Raw genomic sequence first — 20,105 nt, forward strand, 5'->3', positions numbered from 1 at the left:
CGTCATCCAATCTTAAAGGGGGAGTTCACACATGAAAGCTGTACATTTTGGTGCGGGCAATATAGGCCGTGGGTTTATTGGTCATATGTTGTCCGCTTCCGACTATGACGTCTGCTTTGTCGCACGTAACCCAAAGAAAATATCATTGCTTCAGAAGAGGCAAGAGTATCCGATCACCCTTGCCAATAACGAACAGGACACAACCATTGTGAATAACGTAACCGCGATTAACGTAAACGAGCAACATCGTGTCGCGGAAGAGATTGCATCCGCTGATCTCATTACGACAGCGGTAGGTGTATCTGCCCTCGGGGATATCGCCGAACCGATTGCAAAAGGCATCTATCTGCGCATGAAAGCTAATAATTACAATCCTCTGCACATTATCGCTTGTGAAAATGCGATCGGCGGTAGCACCCGGCTGAAAAAGCGTATCTATCCTTTTCTGGATGAGCCCACCCGGGCCAAAGCCGAACGTTATATTTCATTCCCCAATGCAGCTGTGGACCGGATTGTTCCGGCTCAGAACCACGAAGACCCGCTGCAGGTCACGGTTGAACCTTTTTATGAATGGGTTGTTCACCGCCCGGCCCTGCTGGATGGGTTTAAAGAAATCGAAGGCGTTCACTATGTTGATTCACTGGAACCTTATATTGAGCGCAAAATGTTTACGGTCAACACGGGTCATTGTGTCGCCGCATACTTCGGTTATCTCGCAGGCTTGAAGACCATCCGGCAGGTCATGAGCAATACGGCCCTTCGCGCCAAGGTGCGTCATGTCATGGAAGAGACGGGAGCCATGCTGATCTGTAAACACGATTTCAACGCGGAAACACACCAAAAATATATCGATACTATATTGGGACGATTCGCTAACCCCAATCTCACCGACCAAGTGACTCGGGTTGCACGTTCTCCACTTCGCAAGCTTTCACCTCATGATCGGCTTGTTCGCCCAGCTATGCAGGCCAGTGAATTCGGAATCGAGATTCCCCACTTAACCTCTGCGATGGCGGCCGCAATGCTGTTTGATGACAAACGCGATGAGGAAGCCATGAAGCTGCAACATTTTATTCATGAAGATGGACTCTCTCCTTTTATCCGCGAACGCATGGGCATTCCCGAGAAACATGTCCTTCATCAGCACATTATCACCTGTTATGAAGAGCTTCAAGAGCATAAGGTATCGAAGGTACTTACCTGAACTTGAGTTCAGCCTGTGGATCGACCATGTCCGTTGACCAACAGCAACATCATGAACAAGGCAAACAGCCGGGAGGAACGTGTGCTTGCTCTTGTTCCTTCCGGCTCAACAAAACAGCGTATCCCCTCTTTTCAGGAGACACGCTGCCCACGGTTATCGCTTTATTCATTCATAATCGAGTTCACTGATGCATACACCATAGGCAGGAAACCTTCGGAAGGTTCACCAACCGGCGCATCAATGTGGAAAATGAATCCATTCTCGTCCAGTTCCTTGACGATGAAATATTGCGTTTTCTTCCCATTCTGAGACATCATAAACAGTCTTGCATCTTTCATCGGCCCATTACTAAGCTGTTCAGGAGTTAATTCTTTGACTTCCCCCACCTCGGACAACTCTTCCTTCGCGTCCATCTTCAAATAATCCAGATTAAAGTCCGAAGGCAACTTTTCGATCTCTACCTTGTACCTAGGATCAATCTTCATCGTTAACTCATGGTCTTTTGCATCAAAAGCCATCGGCTCAAAGATATATAACGAATACCCTTTGGCCTGTGCCAGAGTTACTGGCCGCTTCTCCGTGATCCCTTCCACTGTCACTTCCAGTTCTGACGTTTTGGCGCGATCAGATGTAACGATATTTCCTGCCACAGTACCCGTTTTATCGCCATCCTCAGATGCAATTTTGGTAATCCCGGTGAGTACCAGTTGTTTGGTTGATGCATCCACTTCTTTTTCTACATATTTGAAACGAACCGAATCCTCATCATCGAAATCGTCCAGTAATTTCTGCATATCCTCCCCCACCTGGAAAGACATCGCTTTATCCTTTACACGAATCTCAACCGTGTGCGGGTCAGCCCAACCCGTCAGAATGCCCTCTGCTTCAATGGCATCACTTTCCTCCGGCTTCTGTTCCGGGGCTGGGGACGTTTCCTTTGTATTGTTCACAGATGGTTGAAGTGCAGGTGTACTGCTCCCACAAGCCACGAGTGAGAATCCCATAAGTAGAACCACTAATGTAGTGCTGACCTTTACCCTATTCCTTTTTCGCATATGAACACCTCCGTTAGCTTAAACGCAATGCTGCTTGTCCATGTTGCTACATCCATTGAACCAACGATGCTTCACACGATCACTCCGGGTAGCAGCGGGATCTTGCAATCGCTGTTTTGTGCAAAGACTGTTTGTTCTATTTATATAGCTTCGTATAATATTTACTTACACGGGAATCAGACAGCTCAATCACGCATAAACGGTATTCAAAGGCCAACTCTCCAGTCTAGCCCGCCTGATCAAGCTTAACCAATTGCGCATGCGCCGCGTTGAAAGCTTGCGTCTGCAAGTTGAATTGTTTACGTACTTCCGCAAGCTTGGCGTATTCTTCATTACGTGTGCGGATGGCACGTTTAATTTTAACAAGATTCGGCTTAGCGCTTGCTCGCATAAGCCCATACAGTTGTTCTTCAGCATTCAGGCTATGTTCATATGAAACTACAAATAGCTCATAGGTTTTGGCTCTTGCCTCATATTGATCCAGCACTTTACCTGCGTGAGCAAGCGTCTCTTCCTTCTCAATGGTAAGCTCCTTGAGAGAACCGCGTAGTGCTTCAATCTTCTCTCCTGTCTCCTGCATAACCTTTCCCGTCTGTTCAAGCAACGCTCGACGTTGCTGAATATCAGCCTCTGCTTGATCCAGCAGCGCTTCGATATTGCTGTTCTTTTTCTTTCCATTGCTCAAAATACTCTTGTATAGTTCCATATCCTCTGCTTCATACCGTGTCAGATCCTTCAGACTTTTGTCGATCTCCTGACCGCTCTGCACCAAACGATTCACCTGATTGGCCGCAGGCTCCTGCGGCTCTCCACACCCGCTAAGTAAAAGCATCAGCAATAGACTGCATGCTGCTAGCGTAATTTTTTTGCTCGTAAATAACATGTGTTCTCCCTCTCTTGCCATAACGTCTACAAACGTGTATCCCCGCTAAAATTGGCAACCCAGTGTGCGCTCGGATCATACACTTCGAATTCGTAGCCCCGATCTTCCAGCAGCTTCATAATGCGCGGCAGCGCCTGCACAGTCTGTTCCCGTTCATGCATCAAAATAACTTCCTTATCCCTGTGCACACTATTGCTCACTCGGGCTACGATTTTATCCGGCTGACCGGGAAGATTCCAATCGAGAGAATCTGTCGTCCAGTCCCACATTTTGAAACCTGCCGCTGCAATGTCTCCCCTGAATGCTTCGCCAATCTGCGGACTGCTACCGTAAGGAGCACGGATGAGATGCGGTGTGTATCCGATCAGTTTCTCGACCATTTTCTGTTCCTTTTTGAACTCATTCACAAAGTTCGCCGAACTTCCGCTCTTATAGAGTTTCTTATAGTTATGTGTCATGCTGTGTAACCCAGGATAACTACCTTCCTTCAGCAAACGTTTCACCGCATCCGGATGCTCATTTAACTGCCGTCCAATCATGAAAAACGTCGCTTTCGCTTCATGTTGCTTTAAAATATCCAGCAATTGATCTGTATATTGACTTGGTCCATCGTCAAATGTTATGTACACCACTTTTCGAACCTGACCCATAAATCGTGCCGGCTCCTCTTTCGCCTCCGGTGTAACCTGAATCATCCCCAGCTTGGCGGGTTGCTCAATAACAGCAATTGGCGGTGGTGCCATTACCGTTTTCATCCAATGGGTCATACCGATAAACACATATGTCAAGCCCGCAACAAACACAAGCAAGAGCATGATCGCCACGCTCAATCTGCCGTAGCGGATTTTCCTTTTTTTATGAGTTTGTTTTCGACTGACACTGCGAATCGCATTTCCATAGTCTCGCGTTGTTTCTTGTTGTACTCTCACGACCTAGCCACTTCCCAACTGTCTTTTTTTCCCGATGAATGGAATATTATATCGATTCACGTCTCTATATAGAAGATTAATAGAAAAACCGTCGCTGTGAATGACAGAATAGTTACAAGCTCGGTTACAATCTACTTATCTCTTTTCCATGTTTCTCTAACCACGGATGTGCAACTGAATTTATTCGTTGTTAAAAGTAAAACGTGTTTCATGGCCGAGATGCTGCTTCCAATTTTTTCAGCGTCCATACAACATTTATATATATCAAGATATCTGCTGCGTGGTGAAGTATCTTTACCTGCTGATGTCTTCCCTGCATTGACCTTCTCCTGTATAATGAGGTGATTTAGGTTATCTATTTACAAGAAGGAGCTACACCTATGACAAGCATGAACCGTGCCGGCAGATCCATCTATTTGTTATTTTTTGTCGGCATTATTGCCATTTCTTTCTCTTCTATTTTTGTACGCTGGTCTGACGCAGATGTTGCGGTCATTGCCATGTATCGCCTGTTTTTAACTAATGTGCTCATGCTGCCTTTCGTTTGGCCACACAGGCATGAGATGCTTCGTCTGAATGTTCGTCAGTGGGTTTTGTTACTTGCTTCCGGTGTGATGCTTGCGCTACACTTCCTGCTCTGGATGGGATCACTGAGATTAACCAGTGTCGCCAGTTCCACCGTCATCCTTGCTCTCGAGCCGATTCTGATTCTGGCCGGATCGGTGTGGCTGTTCAAAGCCAAAATCAACCGCATGATGCTCATTGGCATGGGTATCGCGCTGTTCGGGTCGATCATTATCGGTGCAGGAGATTTTCAGGTGGCAGGCACCGCGCTACAGGGAGATATTTTATCATTACTTGGCACGATGGCAGTGGCTGTGCATATGTTGCTGGGTCAGTTTTTGCGAACAGGTCTCAGTGCATTCTCGTATAATTTCTGGGTGTTTCTTGTCGCTGCCTGTACGTTCGCGGTGTACAATCTGTTCATGGGGCATCCGTTCGGCGGTTACGCGGCTTCGGAGTGGGGAATCTTCCTGCTGCTTGCCATCGTGCCTACCATCTTTGGACATTACCTCTTCAACTGGTTGTTGCAATATATGAATGCGACCACGGTATCGATGGGTGTTCTCGGAGAGCCTGTATTCTCCTCCTTGCTGGCCTGGGTACTGCTGGGCGAAGCATTGAGTACACTTCAAATGTCGGCAGGTGTCGTGATCCTGTTCGGGGTGTGGATCTTCATTCGGTATGGCAAAACCAAACCCCAGCCCATTCCAGCGGATGCGCCCATCGCCGCTCCAGTTCCTGTTGAACCGAAGACGGTGTAAAAAAATTCATTACATATGAAGGCGGTGTGTTGTTATGAAAAATATAGTATCCATGCGCTGGCTGCTCGCCAGAATGTACGAATCCGATGTTGCTATCGTAGATTGCCGTTTCCTGCTCGGTCAACCCGATGCCGGACGTGAAGCTTATGAAGCCGGACATATTCCGGGGGCTGTCTATCTTGATCTGGAAAAGGATCTTTCCGCTTTGGTCACTGAGCACGGCGGACGCCATCCACTCCCTGATCCGGCTGCACTCGCAAGCCGCCTCGCTAAAGCAGGCATCGGCTCCAATAGTCGCATCATTGCCTATGATGATCAAGGCGGCATGAACGCATCACGTTTATGGTGGCTGCTTCGCTACTTGGGACATGAGCAAGTTTATGTCATGGACGAAGGTTTCTCGGCTTGGCAGAATGCCAAGTTCCCGGTGACAACGGACATCCCGGTACAGATTCCATCTTCGTTTGACGTGAACCTGCAACCACAGATGCTCGCAAGCGTTACGGATGTGCAACAAGCTTCGGCAAGCGGTAGCGCCGTGCTGATTGACTCCCGTGATGCCCGCCGTTATGCAGGGCTGGAGGAACCGATCGATGCGAAGGCCGGACATATTCCGGGGGCAGTGAATTATTTTTGGAAAGAAGTGCTTGGTACGGATGGTCGCTGGTCTGGTGTTGAGGCATTAGAGGAGCGGTTCGTGAAGCTGGGGAAAGATGATGCCATTATCGTGTACTGCGGCTCTGGCGTATCCGCCTGCCCGAACGTGATTGCGCTGGAGGAAGCGGGATTCTCGAATGTGAAGCTGTATTCCGGGAGCTGGAGCGACTGGATTAGTTATGAGGGAAATACAGTAGCGACGGGGGAAGAGTAGTTCGGAGGACAAGTCTACAGTTTCTCAATGACAAATACACCGCCTTGCAGGCCGATGTCTGGGGCGGTGTATTTTCCGTTCCTGAGCGCGAGCCGGGAATACAGGAGTGGTAAAAGCATCGTTGCACGGGATGGCTAGTGATTTTCAACTTTTACGGTGGCCCACTCGCGCCCGTGAAGTAATGCTTTAAACGAGATTTGGTTGCCGGATGAGGCATATAAATCATCATTCGATGATCTGGTTCATTGGGAAATTGAAGGGTGACATGCTCGAATTCAATAACTCCAAACGTGGGGTGCAAAAGCTTCTTGTAGCCGTCAAGGGAGCCTGGCACTTCATGATACTGCCACATTCTTGTAAAATCATCGCTTGTCCTCTTCAGATCTTCAATTAACTTGTCGAATGAATCATCATTCAGATACCGTGCTCTTGCCGTTCTGAACTCAGCAATCATTCTTCGTGAGACACTCTCCCAATCCTCCGATCCTTCTTTCCAAATAGAATCCGTAAATTGGCGCCACATCAAATTATAATCATGCGGGGGTGACACCCTATGAATCATAAATACAGCATCTGCCGCTTCATTCCAAGCTAAAAAATCCCACTTTTTCCCGATGACATAGGCCGGATTAGGATGCAATTCATTCAGCATGTCCTGAATGGATGGGCTCAGTTTCTCTTCAATGATCGTTGATTGAGGAGGCAGTGATTCTCCAGCAAGCAAAAAGAGATGTCTTCGCTCATTGGGTGTCAGCTGGAGTGCTGAAGCCAAGCTTTCCAGTACACCTATCGACGGACGAATATCACGACCTTGTTCAAGGCGCGTGTACCATGAGAGCCCTATATTCGCGATCCCGGCGACCTCCTCTCGCCGCAAGCCTCGTGTGCGACGACGATTGCCAGGCAAAAGGCCAACATCAAGGGGAGAAACGGAGGCGCGTAAATCTCTTAAGAAATTACCTAGCGCTAAACGGCGCTCACTGTCGTTCAAGTAAACCTCCCCCTTATCCTATCACTCACAAACCTACCATTAAGCAGGTTCTCGTGACCGTTTAGTAGTCAAATTATACTGAAGGCAGTTGATGAGATCAACAATTCCAGGCAAGGAGAATGAATATGACAACCATTGCAGGACAAATGTTGGCAAACAAGGTAGTAATGATTACAGGTGCGGGGCGAGGCATTGGAGCTGAGGCAGCAAGACTGTTTGTACAGCAAGGGGCTTCTGTGATGCTCGTCGCGAGGACAGAGTCTGAGTTGCGTAAAGTCAGGGATGAAATTGTGACATCGGGTGGAGATGCTGCATATTTCACAGCCGATCTGTCCGATTCACGCAATGTTGAACAAGCTGTTAAAGCTACAATGGAACGATATGGCCGTCTTGATGCCGCTTTTAATAACGCAGGTATTGGAGTCACGGTATCATCGCTGGTGGATGAAAGAGAAGAAGACTTCGACCTGATCCAGTCCGTAAATTATAAAGCAGTCTGGATGTGCATGAAAGCCCAGATTAAAGTGATGATGGAGACTTCAGGGTCAGGCTCTATTGTTAACACCAGCAGCGTGGGTAGTCTTAAGGGAAATCCGGGCTTGGGAGCTTACGGGGCATCTAAACGAGCGGTAAACAGTCTGACTCAAACTGCTGCAGTCGAATATGGTCCAGCAGGTATCCGTGTCAATGCAATTGCTCCGGGGACCACAATGACGGATATGATTCAGCAGTGGGTTTCTATCAACCCCGATATCATTGAACAGATTCGTGCGAAGACACCTCTGAGGCGTCCTGCTGAGCCTATTGAGATTGCTAACGCAGCCGCTTGGTTACTTAGTGATTATTCATCTTTTGTTACTGGAGTCGTTTTACCTGTTGACGGTGGACTTAGTGTATAAGATTCAGTGGTCTAGGTCGGAATGTCTGAATTGATGTAGACATATCTTCGATTGCAATCGCAAGCGGGTTATGGGAAGAATAAATATTTTGATGATATTCTTAGAAAAGGCTTTCTGGACTAAACTGAGAGTTAACAAACTCCCAGTTAGTCCCTTTTTTTTGATTCACGACAACAGAAAAAAACGCGATGGACATTCGTCCACCACGATTAAATACTGAAATCAATTATTACTTTTTACTTAACGACACGTTTGCTGTTAACGTCTTGTCGATCGTCGTCCAGTTTACATAAGCACCTAGTATTTCATTGATAACAGAAACCGGAACTACGGTTTCGCCATTTAAAAGCTTTGGTACCTTACTATTGAACACCAGTTTATCGTTAATTGAATACACATCCGAACCAATTTGAGCACTTATATTTTTCGTGCCTAATTGGATTTGTGTTGTACGCGTCTTATTATCCCACACGACTGTACCGCCCAATAGCTCCAAAATGGTTCGAATCGGTACGTAAAATTCATCGTTATGAACAACCGGTTTGATTACCGTACCACCTACATTCATTGCAACGTCAACATATTCAAGGAAATCGGTTTTTCGAATGAGTCCATGAACCCCTTTAGTTCGGTCTACGACCTGAGATACTTCATAATCCGTTGCGGCCGATAGGTACGCATATGCTACACTTCTATCCATATCAAGCTTATCGGATAAGAATTGAATCGATTCACGTACTGATTCTTTCATGGCTTCATCCAAATCAGGGTCCAGTCCAATTGGAATCCAATAATCCTCTGTTTCAGCAAAGGGTTGCGTGAATTCTCCACGATGGGGCAGTGATGGATCACCTTTCTTTAACACCGTTAACCGAACTGTCCCCCTTAAGGAAGCTTCCAATGCAGTTAACGCTACTTCCCCATCTCCTTGAGCAAAGTGTGGATCTCCAGTATAGAATAGCCCGCCTTTAACTTGAATCGGATAATAAATAGTTGCACCAACACCCAACTCATTAATATCCATATTCCCTCCTGTTTCAATAGGTGGGATAGAACTCACAACTTCACTGGTATTTGGTGCAACCCCCATAACACCTAGAAACGGGTTAATTGGGAAACGTACATTTTTGCCAGCTTTTGTTGGTAATACCCCATACCAATTCCCGTTGATTTCTTCAATAGGCGTAAATATAGATACATTATTATATAATTCCGGTTTTGTTGCGCTAGCTCCCTCTTGTGGGCCTTTATTTTCTGGAAATTCGTTAGGAAGGGCACCTTTACCATGGCGGTTAGAAATGACACCATATGGAACTCGAGTTTGCAACGAAAGGACTTCTACTTTAAGAACATCTCCTGGCTCTGCTCCCTCAACCGCTACTGGCCCAGTGATAATATGAGGTCCGTCTTTTACATAATCATGCTTAATTGGAGAAGCCGCAATTGCCTTGGCATCATCCAACACGCCATCGGGGGAGATACCGAATTTGCCGAAGTACTCCACTGGATTTCTCCCCTGATCTTCAATCAGTCCCTCATGCGATACCGTATCAAATGTTACAGCGCTTCCTGATGGCACAGTAAGAATCGGAGAGCTATCTCGATTAGGCAGTGATCCCCAGCGAACGTTTTCAATCGCAGACGTTACATAATAATCACCTTCTACCTTATCAAATGTTGTTGGTTGCAACGGCATACTAAATCCCACTGAAGGTAGAGCAAATGTAAACATACCCACAATCCCTACTGAAACACCAATTTTCCTAATCGTTCGGTTAATAAACATTACGTCCCCCCTCCTAGGTTACGCAACATTATGTAATATTATATGACACGCATAAACGATAACATATAAATCTATTTAAAACAATATTTTATTGTTAACAAAAATAACAAAAAAGGGCTATAACCCGAGATGAACTTATTTAAAGCATAAAATGATGTTAACATACCTAACATATGAAAGGCGTGTAAAACTTAAATATGTTTCCTAAACTTGATGAACATTCTTCAGATATCAGTTATGAGGGGAATGCGGTGGGTGCCCGTATTTATTCATCGGCTTTTTAGGCACTATATTGGTTGGGGTACACGTCGTGATCTTTCAAATTCATTCTATAGACTTCATTTAAATAATAAAAATCGCCCCTAATTTTGTTATCTATTAAACGTGCTAAAATAGGATTTAGACCTGCTAAACTTATTGAGGGGTACCTCCTCAATCCATCAAGAAGAGGTGAACAACGATGACGGAGTCATATCATGGAATACATTCGAATTTGCAATTTCCAAGTAGCATCTTTAATATCGACCGCAAGGATGTTCCAGCACTTCTGGAAGCTACGAACGTCAAGCACCAGGAGACCATTGCGGAAAAACTGACTGGTTCGGAGTATGCACTTCATTTACTCCTTGCTGTAGAAGCTGCTAAGCAACTAGTATCAGAATGGACTGAAGCAGTGCAGCGATGGTCACCGCCGCTTATCCTTGATCTGTCCATATGCTCAATTGACTGCGCTGTTGAACTCCTGCAAAACCCTGAGCGGCGACTGCTTCGCTTCTGGTTTTATTCCGAAGATGTACCGGAGGACTGGAGAGAGGGGCACAGTGACCGCTTTTTCGATCTTACGGTGACCATTGACGCCGAATCACTGACTGTGCAACATGCTGCAGGGCCAAGCAGATGAAACAATAGAGCCTGCATTCGGAGACACTAACACTTGTCGATACTCTACCAACAGCCTGAAGGGCATTAACACAGACTTCGGGCTTTGAAGCCAGAGTGTAGTAAGTAACAAGTATCACGGCTCTACAATACCTGATCCACTATTTCAATTTATCCACCCGTTCACTACTCTCCCAGATGGCAGGATTATTAATCACCTGACTCTCCCCACGCATAATAGAATCGTAACTATCCTTTCCAGATGTATACCAGTCCACAATAACTACCTTTCCTTTCAGATCTTGTACCAAGAATTCAGTAGACTCCGCATATTCACCTACATCCTTTATAATACGTGCATTCATTTTTAGATAATAAAAACTCTGCTCTCCTTCAATATAATCCACTTTTTCAGCTTCCATCTTGACCTCTCTCACTTGGTTATAAGTTAAATTGTTCTTGCGAAACAGATTATATTGTGATCTGATCTTCTTTTCCGTATATAGTTTGAGGTTCGGGTTATCAATATATCTACTAACGTCAAATTCCAGACCGTTCCATATAGCTTTGTAATATCCAGATAAAGCCTCTGCACAGAGTTCATAAGCCTTCTCCGTATCCAAAGTAAACAAACTTGGATTGTTGGTCGTGCCCCTCCCTATCAGAGAAGCAGAATCTCCATGTCCCCCTTTGTCCTTGCTACGATGAGACTGTTCACATGCACTAGTAAGCCACATCGTTATTAACAATAAAACAAGGTAAGTATGCTTCATCATATCCCTCCAAGGCTCAATTTTAAATCAAACAATATTTTACTAAAAATTTATATAATTAACATAATTATTTACATTTTTACCTTAGAAGAATATACTCTGATATGAATGAATATCTTAATTATTCCCATATTAGGAGGGTATGTATGATGAAACGTTGGCTATCTTTAACTCTAAGTTTTTGTCTGGTTTTTCTGATGGCAGCTCCACTTGCAGAAGGGAAAACGAATCAGGTTGGCTCTAGCGGGCTCTATCAAGTAAGTACAGGGGTTGCCTTGTATGCGAATATTCAAGGAGTGAAAACGTCTCTCCCTACCGTTGTTTTCATTAGCGGATACGGTGACGATTCATCCGTCTGGTCTGGTATCCAATCCGAGATATCCCAAAAAACGTTAACGGTTTCTTATGATCGTGCTGGGCTCGGACTTAGTGACGATACTACCAAAGATAAAACAACAAAACAACAGGTGAAAGAGTTACATAAGCTGCTTCGAAAAGCTAATATTCCAGGTCCATATGTACTGGTGGGACACAGCATTGGCGGATTAAATGTGCGAGGATTTGCTGATCGTTATACCAATGAAGTTGCAGGAGCTGTGCTGATCGATGCCTCTCACGAAAAGCAAGAGGAAGCTGTTTTGGCAACCTTGCCGCCCGAATTTATAGAGATGTACCAGTCACAGTTTACTGCGGAAGGGGATTATGCAGAAGTAACCAAGAGCTTTAAATATATCGAAAAACTGCGTTCGAAGGATGCTTTGCGAAATTCACCATTAACTGTAATATCCGCAACAGAACACGGCATGGGTCCAGAAATGGAAATCAAATGGGCTGAAATGCAACAAGATTTAGCATCCTTGTCTAATCAGGCTACTCATGTCACTGCGCCAAACTCAGGACACTATGTGTACCTTGAACAACCTGAGCTTGTGCAACAAGCAATCATCTCTATGCTAGAGCAATAACTTATGTATCGGGGTTTCAATCTTCCCTATAGAAATTCATGAAGCTCGCGAATAGCGAGCTTTTTGAATTGCCTGTAACAACTTACCTCGATCAGAGGTGCCTGAGGAAGGATAGTATCTCGCTTAGATAAAAGTAAAAAGAAAACATTATATTGCTATCCGACCGTAATCCTAATTCGGCATTTCATAGTTACACACCACGCTTGCCTCCTGTAGGACATATGTCTCTTTTTCTACGAAAACGATTAAAAAAACTTTATAATCCACTCCAAATGATCGATATACAACAAATGAACACCCGCATATCCCATGATTGCAACCTGAAATCGATCTCAGGAATGCGGCACGGGAGAACAGAATTATACATATAACAGGTTGTTAGGAAAAAGAGAAAGTTCTGTCTAATGGAAAGACAAGAGCTAACAAAGGAGACGAAAATGTGAAGGGACGAACGAGTCACAAACGAAACAAACGCAGAATCTGCGTGAACCTGCTGTTATCTATGCTATTGTTGATCAGCAGTGTGCCGCTATGGCCAAGCAAGGCAGCAAACGCTGCAGCAGAAGGGTCATATCTCTTATCCCTGAACAGACCGGTGTATAGTTCCTCATCCCTTGGCGGTAATACAGCCGATCATGCCGTGGATGGCAACAAAAATACCCGGTGGGAAAGTGTTTGGCAGCAAGACCCTCAGTGGATCTATGTTGACTTGGGTGCAGTGGCTTCCATCTCGAACATCTCGATTGAGTGGGAAAATGCTTATGCTTCCGCCTTCGACCTTGAAGTGTCCGATGACGAGGTGAACTGGACGCAAGTATACTCCACAACGAAGGGTCAAGGCGGTATGACGGAAGTTGAGGTTTCCGCAAATGCACGATACGTACGTTTGTTCAGTCATGAACGAGCACAGCAAGCCTACGGTGTATCTCTGTACGCGTTCAATGTGTATGGAACGGGCGGAGCAAATCCACCTCCGAAACCGGTTGCTACCAACCTTGCCCTTGGTAAAACGGTTATGGCTTCATCAGAAGAGATTGACGAACCTAGCCGCTCCGCCGAAGATAAGGCCAAGATGGAAAAGCGAAACTATGAAGCTCGCAATGTGACAGACGGTGACCCAGGTACACGCTGGTCTTCCATCTACAAGGATCAGGAATGGATTGTTGTTGACCTTGGCGAGCGTCATGAAATCGGAGGAATTTCGCTACAATGGGAAAATGCGTTTGGACGCGCTTATGACATTCAGGTATCCAATGACGCAAAACAATGGACTACGTTGTTTCGGGAGTTACACAGTAATGGTGGACGAGATGACATTCCTGTATATGCAGAAGCCAGATATGTAAAGTTCGCAGGACTTGGCCGAGGTACAACCAATGGGTTTTCGCTCTATGCCTTTGATGTATATGAGTATATTCAAGGTGATGAACAACCGGTCTACACCATTCCGGCTATCCCGGAGATGAGCTCAGTACAGGTTGGGGCCGGCAGTTATGCCATTAATGACATCACGATGCTACAACCGAAAAACCCAAAAAATCGCACAACTGACATCACTACTCCGATTCCATCTAATGACTGGTGGCAATCGATTCTCGTTTCGGATTTAGGAGATGGGAACAGCCTAGTTACACTCCCGTTCAAAAATCGCTACACTAAGCAGGGGCTTCATGTTTTGAATCCTGGTGCGGGATACCTTTCTGCTGACGGCAACTCGATGGATGCCGATGGTGAAGCAGACCTTATCCTGACAACAAGCAATATAAACCCAGCTAAGGTGAATACCAAGGTAGCCGGATACGGAGATTACTCCGCAAACATCATCATGAGTGATGATGACACGGCGAAGGTCAATACAACCTTTGTCAAAGGCTCCCCTTTCCTGTACAACACGTTCGAGAACCCGGACACGATCCTGCTCCGTTCACCGAACATCACACGTCTTTTTGATGATCAAAACCGTGAGATTATGCTTAAGGACGGGGAATCATGGACTGGAGATCATATCGGTATAGAAGTCACCAATCAAGACAGGGCCCCTTCGCCGCAAACCTTTACAAGAAACTACGGCCTTTATGCACCAGAGGGTACCACACTTATAAAGCTTGGCAATACACTTAAGATCAAGCTGGGATCAAACGAAAATTATTTGTCGCTGGCTACCCTGCCGTCTGCATCAGAATTAGCATACTATTATCAGCATGCCTATGCTTTTGTGACGGATACGAAGGTTGATTACAACTACAACGAGAGCACTTCCCAAGTTACAACGACCTTCAGCTCCGTTACACAAACGAAGCGTGCCAACTTTTCTACCAGCACATTAATGGCTTTGTTCCCGCACCAGTGGAAAATTGCAACAACTCCACTTACGGAGCTCACTTATCCTTCCATTCGCGGGATGATGAAAGTAAGCGAAGGCAGCAGCTTTACGACACAGGATCGTTTCTACGGCATTATTCCGCAATTCGTGGAGCCGGATGATCCGACATACTCACGCGCGCAATTAATCAGCTATCTGGATCAGCTTGATGCAGATACGTCAGGCAATTTAATGAGCGAAGATCCCTACTGGCAGGGGAAAAAGCTTCATCCGCTTGCGCTGGGTGTGCTCATTAGCGACCAGCTTGGGGATCACGAACGTCGGGACCACTACCTGTCCCTGTTAAGAAACATTTTGACAGACTGGTACACTTACTCACCGGATGAACGTCTGCACTCCTATTATTTTTATTACTCGGAGCAATGGGGAACGATCTTCCCTTACGGAAGCGGGTTCGGCGTCAACACTGGGCTGACGGATCATCATTTTACGTATGGCTATTACGTCTTTGCATCTGCGGTGCTGGCTATGTATGATCCAACATTTGTAGAGGATTATGGAGATATGGTTGAGTTGCTGATCCGAGATTACGCCAATCCTTCGCGTACAGACAATCAATTCCCATGGATGCGTAATTTTGATCCCTATTCAGGCCATTCCTGGGCTGGCGGTTATGCCGACAATCGCAGCGGAAACAATCAGGAAGCGGCAGGCGAAGCTCTGTTCAGCTGGGTCGGGCAATATATGTGGGGCGAGGTCACAGGGAATAAAGCCTATCGCGATACAGGCATCTGGGGCTTTGTCACCGAAGAAAAAGCGGCCGAGCAATATTGGTTCAACTACGATGGAGATAACTGGCTGGAAGGATACAAACACGCTACCGTAGGGCATGTATACGGCAGTGCTTACCTGTATGGCACGTACTTCTCCAACGACGCAGAGCATATTTACGGCATTCATTGGCTGCCGCCGGCGGAGTGGATGACCTATTATGGCCGTGATCCGAAGAATACCGCCGCACTATACAACGGTATGATCAAGGATCTGGGTGGTCATCAAGAGCGCACATGGCAACACATCATCTGGCCTTTCCAATCCATCGGGGACCCGGAGGCTGCTCTTGCAAAGTGGAATACGAAAGACATGCAGCAAAACGAAGTCTTTAACGCATACTGGTTCATGCACAGTATGGCATCCACGGGAACACGTACAATGGATATTTGGGCTGATTCTCCGGCAGTAACCGTCTACGAAAAGGACGGCATCTACACAGCGCAAATCTGGAATCCGTCCGATACCGCCAAAACGGTTCGATTTTATAATGCCAGCGGGGCTTTGGGTTCAGCTACCGTCTATGCGAAGGCTCAAGTAAAGGTCAATCCATTAGAAAATACGGTAGTCAAGCAGCCGGATGCTTCACAAGGCGTCACTTATCTGGATCGCAGCTCATGGACAATTACCGCCTCTTCCAGTTCGGAAGCAGTGGAACGCATGATTGATGGAGATTTGGCTACTCGCTGGTCATCTGGACAAACGCAACAGCCTGGAGACTGGCTCCATATTGATCTGGGCAGCGAGCAGATGATGGATACTCTCTTTATGAACTCCGGCAATAACTGGGGTGATTATGCCCAAGGGTATGAAGTTTACGTTTCGAAAGACGATGAGAACTGGAGCAAGCCGATTGCACAGGGAACAGGAACATCGCCGAGCTTGTCCGTTGATTTGGGGATGCAGACTGTGCGTTATATCAAAATTGTATTGACTGCTCCCGCAGACAGTTGGTGGTCCATCTCGGAACTCAAGCTCGCCCGATTTGGGAAATTGGCTCAAACACCTGAGCATCCAAATCCAACTCCATCACCGTTGCCCGATCGGTCAACCTGGATCGTGACCGCTTCCTCCACACAAGGAACCGATGTCACAGCTTACATGCTGGATGGAAAAAAAGAGACATTATGGACGAACGGGCGAAAGCAAACGGAGGGACAGTGGATCACGATTGATCTTGGACAAACGAGTGCTTTTGATGCAGTCGAGTTGGACTCTGGGAACGCCAAGGATGACTATCCACGGCAATATCGCATTTTCGTTTCCGATGACGGGCAAAACTGGGGAACATCCATTGCTGGAGGCGAAGGAACGTCAGGACGTCTTTCTATCTCCTTCCCTGAGCAACAGGCCCGTTATGTGAAGATCATGCAGACGGGTGAATCCGACCAATGGTGGTCGATCTCTGAGTTGTTCGTTCAGCACTATGGAACAGGAAAACAAAAACGTCTCCTGCCAGACGCATGGTCCGTTACAGCGTCTTCCAATGAGGAGGCTGCAACGGCGATACTGGATGGCTCGGACCAAACACGCTGGACTTCGGGCCAGACACAAACAGGCGGCGAGTGGATTCAGCTGGATCTGGGTGACTCACAGATTGTGAACCGGATTGTACTGGATAGTGCTCACAGCAGTGACGATTATGCTCGTGGTTATGAAGTATTCACCTCACTGGATGGTATGGATTGGGGTAAAGCTGTGGTAGCGGGTGAAGGACAAAATGCCGTGCTCTCTATTGCTTTTGCTCCCCGTGAGGCTCGCTATATCAAAATAGTTCAGACCGGAACGGATTCCCACTGGTGGTCTGTAGCTGAAATCGCAGTTTATACCGCTGATCAGACGCCATGGACACCCGGAGACCAGGATCATTTGTTACCTACTGAACTGGATCGGACGTCTTGGACAGTTACTGCTTCTACGTCTGAAGACGTTAGCGCACTGCTGGATGATGATCTGAACTCACGCTGGACCTCTGCATCTGCACAACAACCAGACCAATGGATTCAGATTGATCTGGGAAGCATCCAGAATTTCAGCCGGTTAACTATGGACTCAGGTAGCAGCACCAATGACTATGCCCGCAGTTATAAAGTCTTCACTTCAACGGATGGCGAGCAATGGAATTTAGTTTCAGAAGCTTTGGGAACTTATCCTGTAATCTCCGTGATGTTTGCGACCCAACAGGCACGATATGTCAAAATCGCTTTGACTGCGGATACTCCCGAGTGGTGGTGGTCTATTGCTGAATTGAGACTGTACCGTTGATACGCTGAACCAATGACTAAACTTTAAAAGATTCAAATTCAGCACATCTTATAACTAAAGATGTAAAAAAGTACAGGGACCTCAAGCCACGATCGGCAAGAGATCCCTGTTTAATTATGTGATATATGATAGAATGCCCATCGTCAGGCTAATCATTACTTTTTGATTTTACCATCATATCCAAGCTTATAAACAGTACCTTTATCAAAAGATAGGAATGCAAGACCGTCGCCTACTAAACCTATAAATCGATCATTTGAGTCTAAAGAACGTAGCTTGCTCTTCTTGCCTGTATAACGATTATAAATATACAAGTCACTCTTATTTTTGCCATTCTTGTCTACTGAAAAACTTCGATAATAAAACTTATTATTTATATATGCTACGGGATCAATATACTCTTTAGAGGCAAATGTTTTTTTTATATTTGCATTTAAATCGGAAAAATGACCTTTGTAGCTATAACCTCCATCTACGATCTCCAAAAAAAACATAACATTCCCATAAAATTCGTATAACTCCACACCTTTAGAAGATAAGCTCTTCAACCCTGTACCATCTAAATTCATACGATAAAACTTGTCATTATCCCTGTTTGTATAATAGATATGTCCGTTGTTTATTTTAAAATTATAAAAAGGAGATTTAGACAATATCGTTTGTTCGTTTGAACCATCTGTTTTCATTGAGCCGAAAGACAACGCATCTGGCGTTTCCGCAGTCCTTTCATCTTTAACAAAATAAATCGTATCTCCTACAGCAGTAAACCTTGCAAAATTATCCTCTTTGTTAAGTGAGGTTAATGCCGATCCATCTTTCTTAATTTTAGCCATCTGACGATTCCAAGGGTCTTGCTCATTTTCAATCAGAAAATAGATCCACCCTCCAACCCATTTTACATCTGAAACTCGCTTAGGGAATATAGACTCTGTTTTGCTTCTATTACCTGTGAATGTTGTAACGTTGATGCCCATCAAATCTCCGTCATCTTCATAACCTTCCCATACTAAAGTTTTAGCGGAATCCTCAGCCCCATATACAGGTACTACACCTAACAACATGATCACACTTAATAACGCTACCAACCATTTTCTTCTCATTCTTTTCTCCCTAAATTATGTATTTTTCTACATTAGCTATTGTAAGTTGAATTTAGAAATAGAACAATCCTTTTACTCTACATTCTGGCATGCTCTCCGTTATGAAATAACTACAGACCCTGCATGTAAATGAAGTGAGCATAATTATAAGTAAACTCAGATGAAAGAACCTATCACCATATGGCGAAAGGTTCTTTTTGTGTGTTCTAGAATTGATAAATTGTACTGTAAAAGATTTCATTAAGTGATGGTAAGGCCACCGCTTGCATATCCCGCAATCGTTGAAGCCACATCAACTCCGGCGGTTACTGATGCAGAGAAGACCATAAGCAGACGGTCACCGGCGGCTACCGGGATACTCAACCCTGTAGTCAAACCGCTGGCGATCGTGCCTAATGACAACACGCCTGTCAGTGCTGGTGCCAAAGTTACAAGGGCTCCCGGTACAGCCGTAAACGTATTATTCGGTGTAGTTGAACGGAATAATTGTGCAGTCAGTGTTATTGTAGATCCAACCAAGCTGAGTCCAGCTGTCGTACTGAAATAAGCAGCCATTGAAGTAATCGTCCCTGCTCGTGATGCTGAGAACGCAAAGTTCAGCAAGGTTCCGGCAGCGCCTGTGAGATCAATGATTCCTCCATTAATCGTCACTCCAGACGCATTATTACCAAAGCCAACCAAGCTGGAGGTATTCAAAAGTCCGCCCAGCACCGTAGTCAACGAAGCTGGTAACCCAGATGCATAAGGAATAATCGCTCCAGAACCTGTCGCTCCGGTCGCACCCGTTACTCCCGCCAGACCCGTGGCTCCAGTCGCACCCGTCACTCCTGCCAGACCCGTTGCTCCGGTCGCACCAGTCACTCCCGCCAGACCCGTTGCTCCGGTCTCACCCGTCACTCCTGCTAGACCTGTCGCTCCGGTCGCGCCCGTTACACCTGCTAGACCTGTTGCTCCTGTCGCACCCGTCACTCCTGCCAGACCCGTTGCTCCGGTTGCACCCGTCACTCCTGCCAGACCTGTTGCTCC

Annotated in this window: 15 protein-coding genes; 7 read left to right on the plus strand and 8 right to left on the minus strand. The window is 45.9% G+C overall.

Annotation, left to right across the window (positions count from 1 at the left end):
• The first annotated feature begins 31 nt into the window (after positions 1-31).
• A complete protein-coding gene (locus tag H7T88_RS19000) occupies positions 32-1,204 on the plus strand; it encodes a mannitol-1-phosphate 5-dehydrogenase (RefSeq protein ID WP_221789839.1) in 1,173 nt (390 codons plus the stop codon).
• A 161-nt stretch (positions 1,205-1,365) separates the two neighbouring features.
• Here the strand turns inward: H7T88_RS19000 and H7T88_RS19005 are convergent, their stop codons facing one another.
• The 3 genes from H7T88_RS19005 to H7T88_RS19015 form a co-directional block, all read right to left on the minus strand.
• A complete protein-coding gene (locus H7T88_RS19005) occupies positions 1,366-2,259 on the minus strand; it encodes a DUF8580 domain-containing lipoprotein (protein ID WP_221789841.1) in 894 nt (297 codons plus the stop codon).
• A gap of 226 nt (positions 2,260-2,485) precedes the next feature.
• Positions 2,486-3,142 (minus strand): YkyA family protein, encoded by a 657-nt coding sequence (locus H7T88_RS19010; RefSeq protein WP_167375606.1) that lies wholly within the window; start codon positions 3,140-3,142, stop codon positions 2,486-2,488.
• A 26-nt stretch (positions 3,143-3,168) separates the two neighbouring features.
• Complete coding sequence (locus tag H7T88_RS19015) at positions 3,169-4,071, minus strand: polysaccharide deacetylase family protein (protein ID WP_253492356.1); 903 nt, start codon at positions 4,069-4,071, stop codon at positions 3,169-3,171.
• Between the two features lie 380 nt (positions 4,072-4,451).
• Here H7T88_RS19015 and H7T88_RS19020 point away from each other — a divergent pair, with 380 nt between their 5' ends.
• Both H7T88_RS19020 and H7T88_RS19025 read left to right on the plus strand, forming a co-directional pair.
• Positions 4,452-5,396, plus strand: a complete 945-nt coding sequence (locus H7T88_RS19020; protein WP_090915032.1) for a DMT family transporter — start codon at positions 4,452-4,454, stop codon at positions 5,394-5,396.
• 34 nt (positions 5,397-5,430) lie between these two features.
• On the plus strand, positions 5,431-6,267 hold the full coding sequence (locus H7T88_RS19025; protein WP_221789843.1) for a sulfurtransferase: 837 nt from the start codon (positions 5,431-5,433) through the stop codon (positions 6,265-6,267).
• 151 nt (positions 6,268-6,418) lie between these two features.
• Here the strand turns inward: H7T88_RS19025 and H7T88_RS19030 are convergent, their stop codons facing one another.
• Positions 6,419-7,258 (minus strand): helix-turn-helix transcriptional regulator, encoded by an 840-nt coding sequence (locus H7T88_RS19030; RefSeq protein ID WP_221789846.1) that lies wholly within the window; start codon positions 7,256-7,258, stop codon positions 6,419-6,421.
• A gap of 125 nt (positions 7,259-7,383) precedes the next feature.
• Here H7T88_RS19030 and H7T88_RS19035 point away from each other — a divergent pair, with 125 nt between their 5' ends.
• Complete coding sequence (locus H7T88_RS19035) at positions 7,384-8,157, plus strand: SDR family NAD(P)-dependent oxidoreductase (protein ID WP_221789848.1); 774 nt, start codon at positions 7,384-7,386, stop codon at positions 8,155-8,157.
• Between the two features lie 229 nt (positions 8,158-8,386).
• Here the strand turns inward: H7T88_RS19035 and H7T88_RS19040 are convergent, their stop codons facing one another.
• Positions 8,387-9,943, minus strand: a complete 1,557-nt coding sequence (locus H7T88_RS19040) for an acetamidase/formamidase family protein (RefSeq protein ID WP_221789850.1) — start codon at positions 9,941-9,943, stop codon at positions 8,387-8,389.
• Positions 9,944-10,403: 460 nt separating this feature from the next.
• Between H7T88_RS19040 and H7T88_RS19045 the strand changes: the two genes are divergently transcribed.
• Entirely contained in the window at positions 10,404-10,844 is a 441-nt protein-coding gene (locus H7T88_RS19045; protein ID WP_154887899.1) for a hypothetical protein, read from the plus strand.
• Positions 10,845-10,983: 139 nt separating this feature from the next.
• On the opposite strand, the gene H7T88_RS19050 is transcribed toward H7T88_RS19045, so the two are convergent.
• Positions 10,984-11,598, minus strand: coding sequence for a hypothetical protein (locus H7T88_RS19050; RefSeq protein WP_221789852.1), 615 nt, complete (start codon positions 11,596-11,598; stop codon positions 10,984-10,986).
• A gap of 143 nt (positions 11,599-11,741) precedes the next feature.
• Between H7T88_RS19050 and H7T88_RS19055 the strand changes: the two genes are divergently transcribed.
• Both H7T88_RS19055 and H7T88_RS19060 read left to right on the plus strand, forming a co-directional pair.
• Positions 11,742-12,560, plus strand: coding sequence for an alpha/beta fold hydrolase (locus H7T88_RS19055; RefSeq protein ID WP_221789854.1), 819 nt, complete (start codon positions 11,742-11,744; stop codon positions 12,558-12,560).
• Between the two features lie 439 nt (positions 12,561-12,999).
• Entirely contained in the window at positions 13,000-17,979 is a 4,980-nt protein-coding gene (locus H7T88_RS19060; protein ID WP_312027638.1) for a discoidin domain-containing protein, read from the plus strand.
• Between the two features lie 155 nt (positions 17,980-18,134).
• Here the strand turns inward: H7T88_RS19060 and H7T88_RS19065 are convergent, their stop codons facing one another.
• Complete coding sequence (locus H7T88_RS19065; RefSeq protein ID WP_154887894.1) at positions 18,135-19,079, minus strand: DUF5050 domain-containing protein; 945 nt, start codon at positions 19,077-19,079, stop codon at positions 18,135-18,137.
• Positions 19,080-19,319: 240 nt separating this feature from the next.
• The coding region (locus H7T88_RS19070; protein ID WP_312027639.1) for an exosporium glycoprotein BclB-related protein at positions 19,320-20,105 on the minus strand (786 nt) is incomplete at its 5' end.

This window comes from Paenibacillus cucumis (ex Kampfer et al. 2016) (genome assembly GCF_019748695.1).
Taxonomy (GTDB): Bacteria; Bacillota; Bacilli; order Paenibacillales; family Paenibacillaceae; genus Paenibacillus; species Paenibacillus polysaccharolyticus.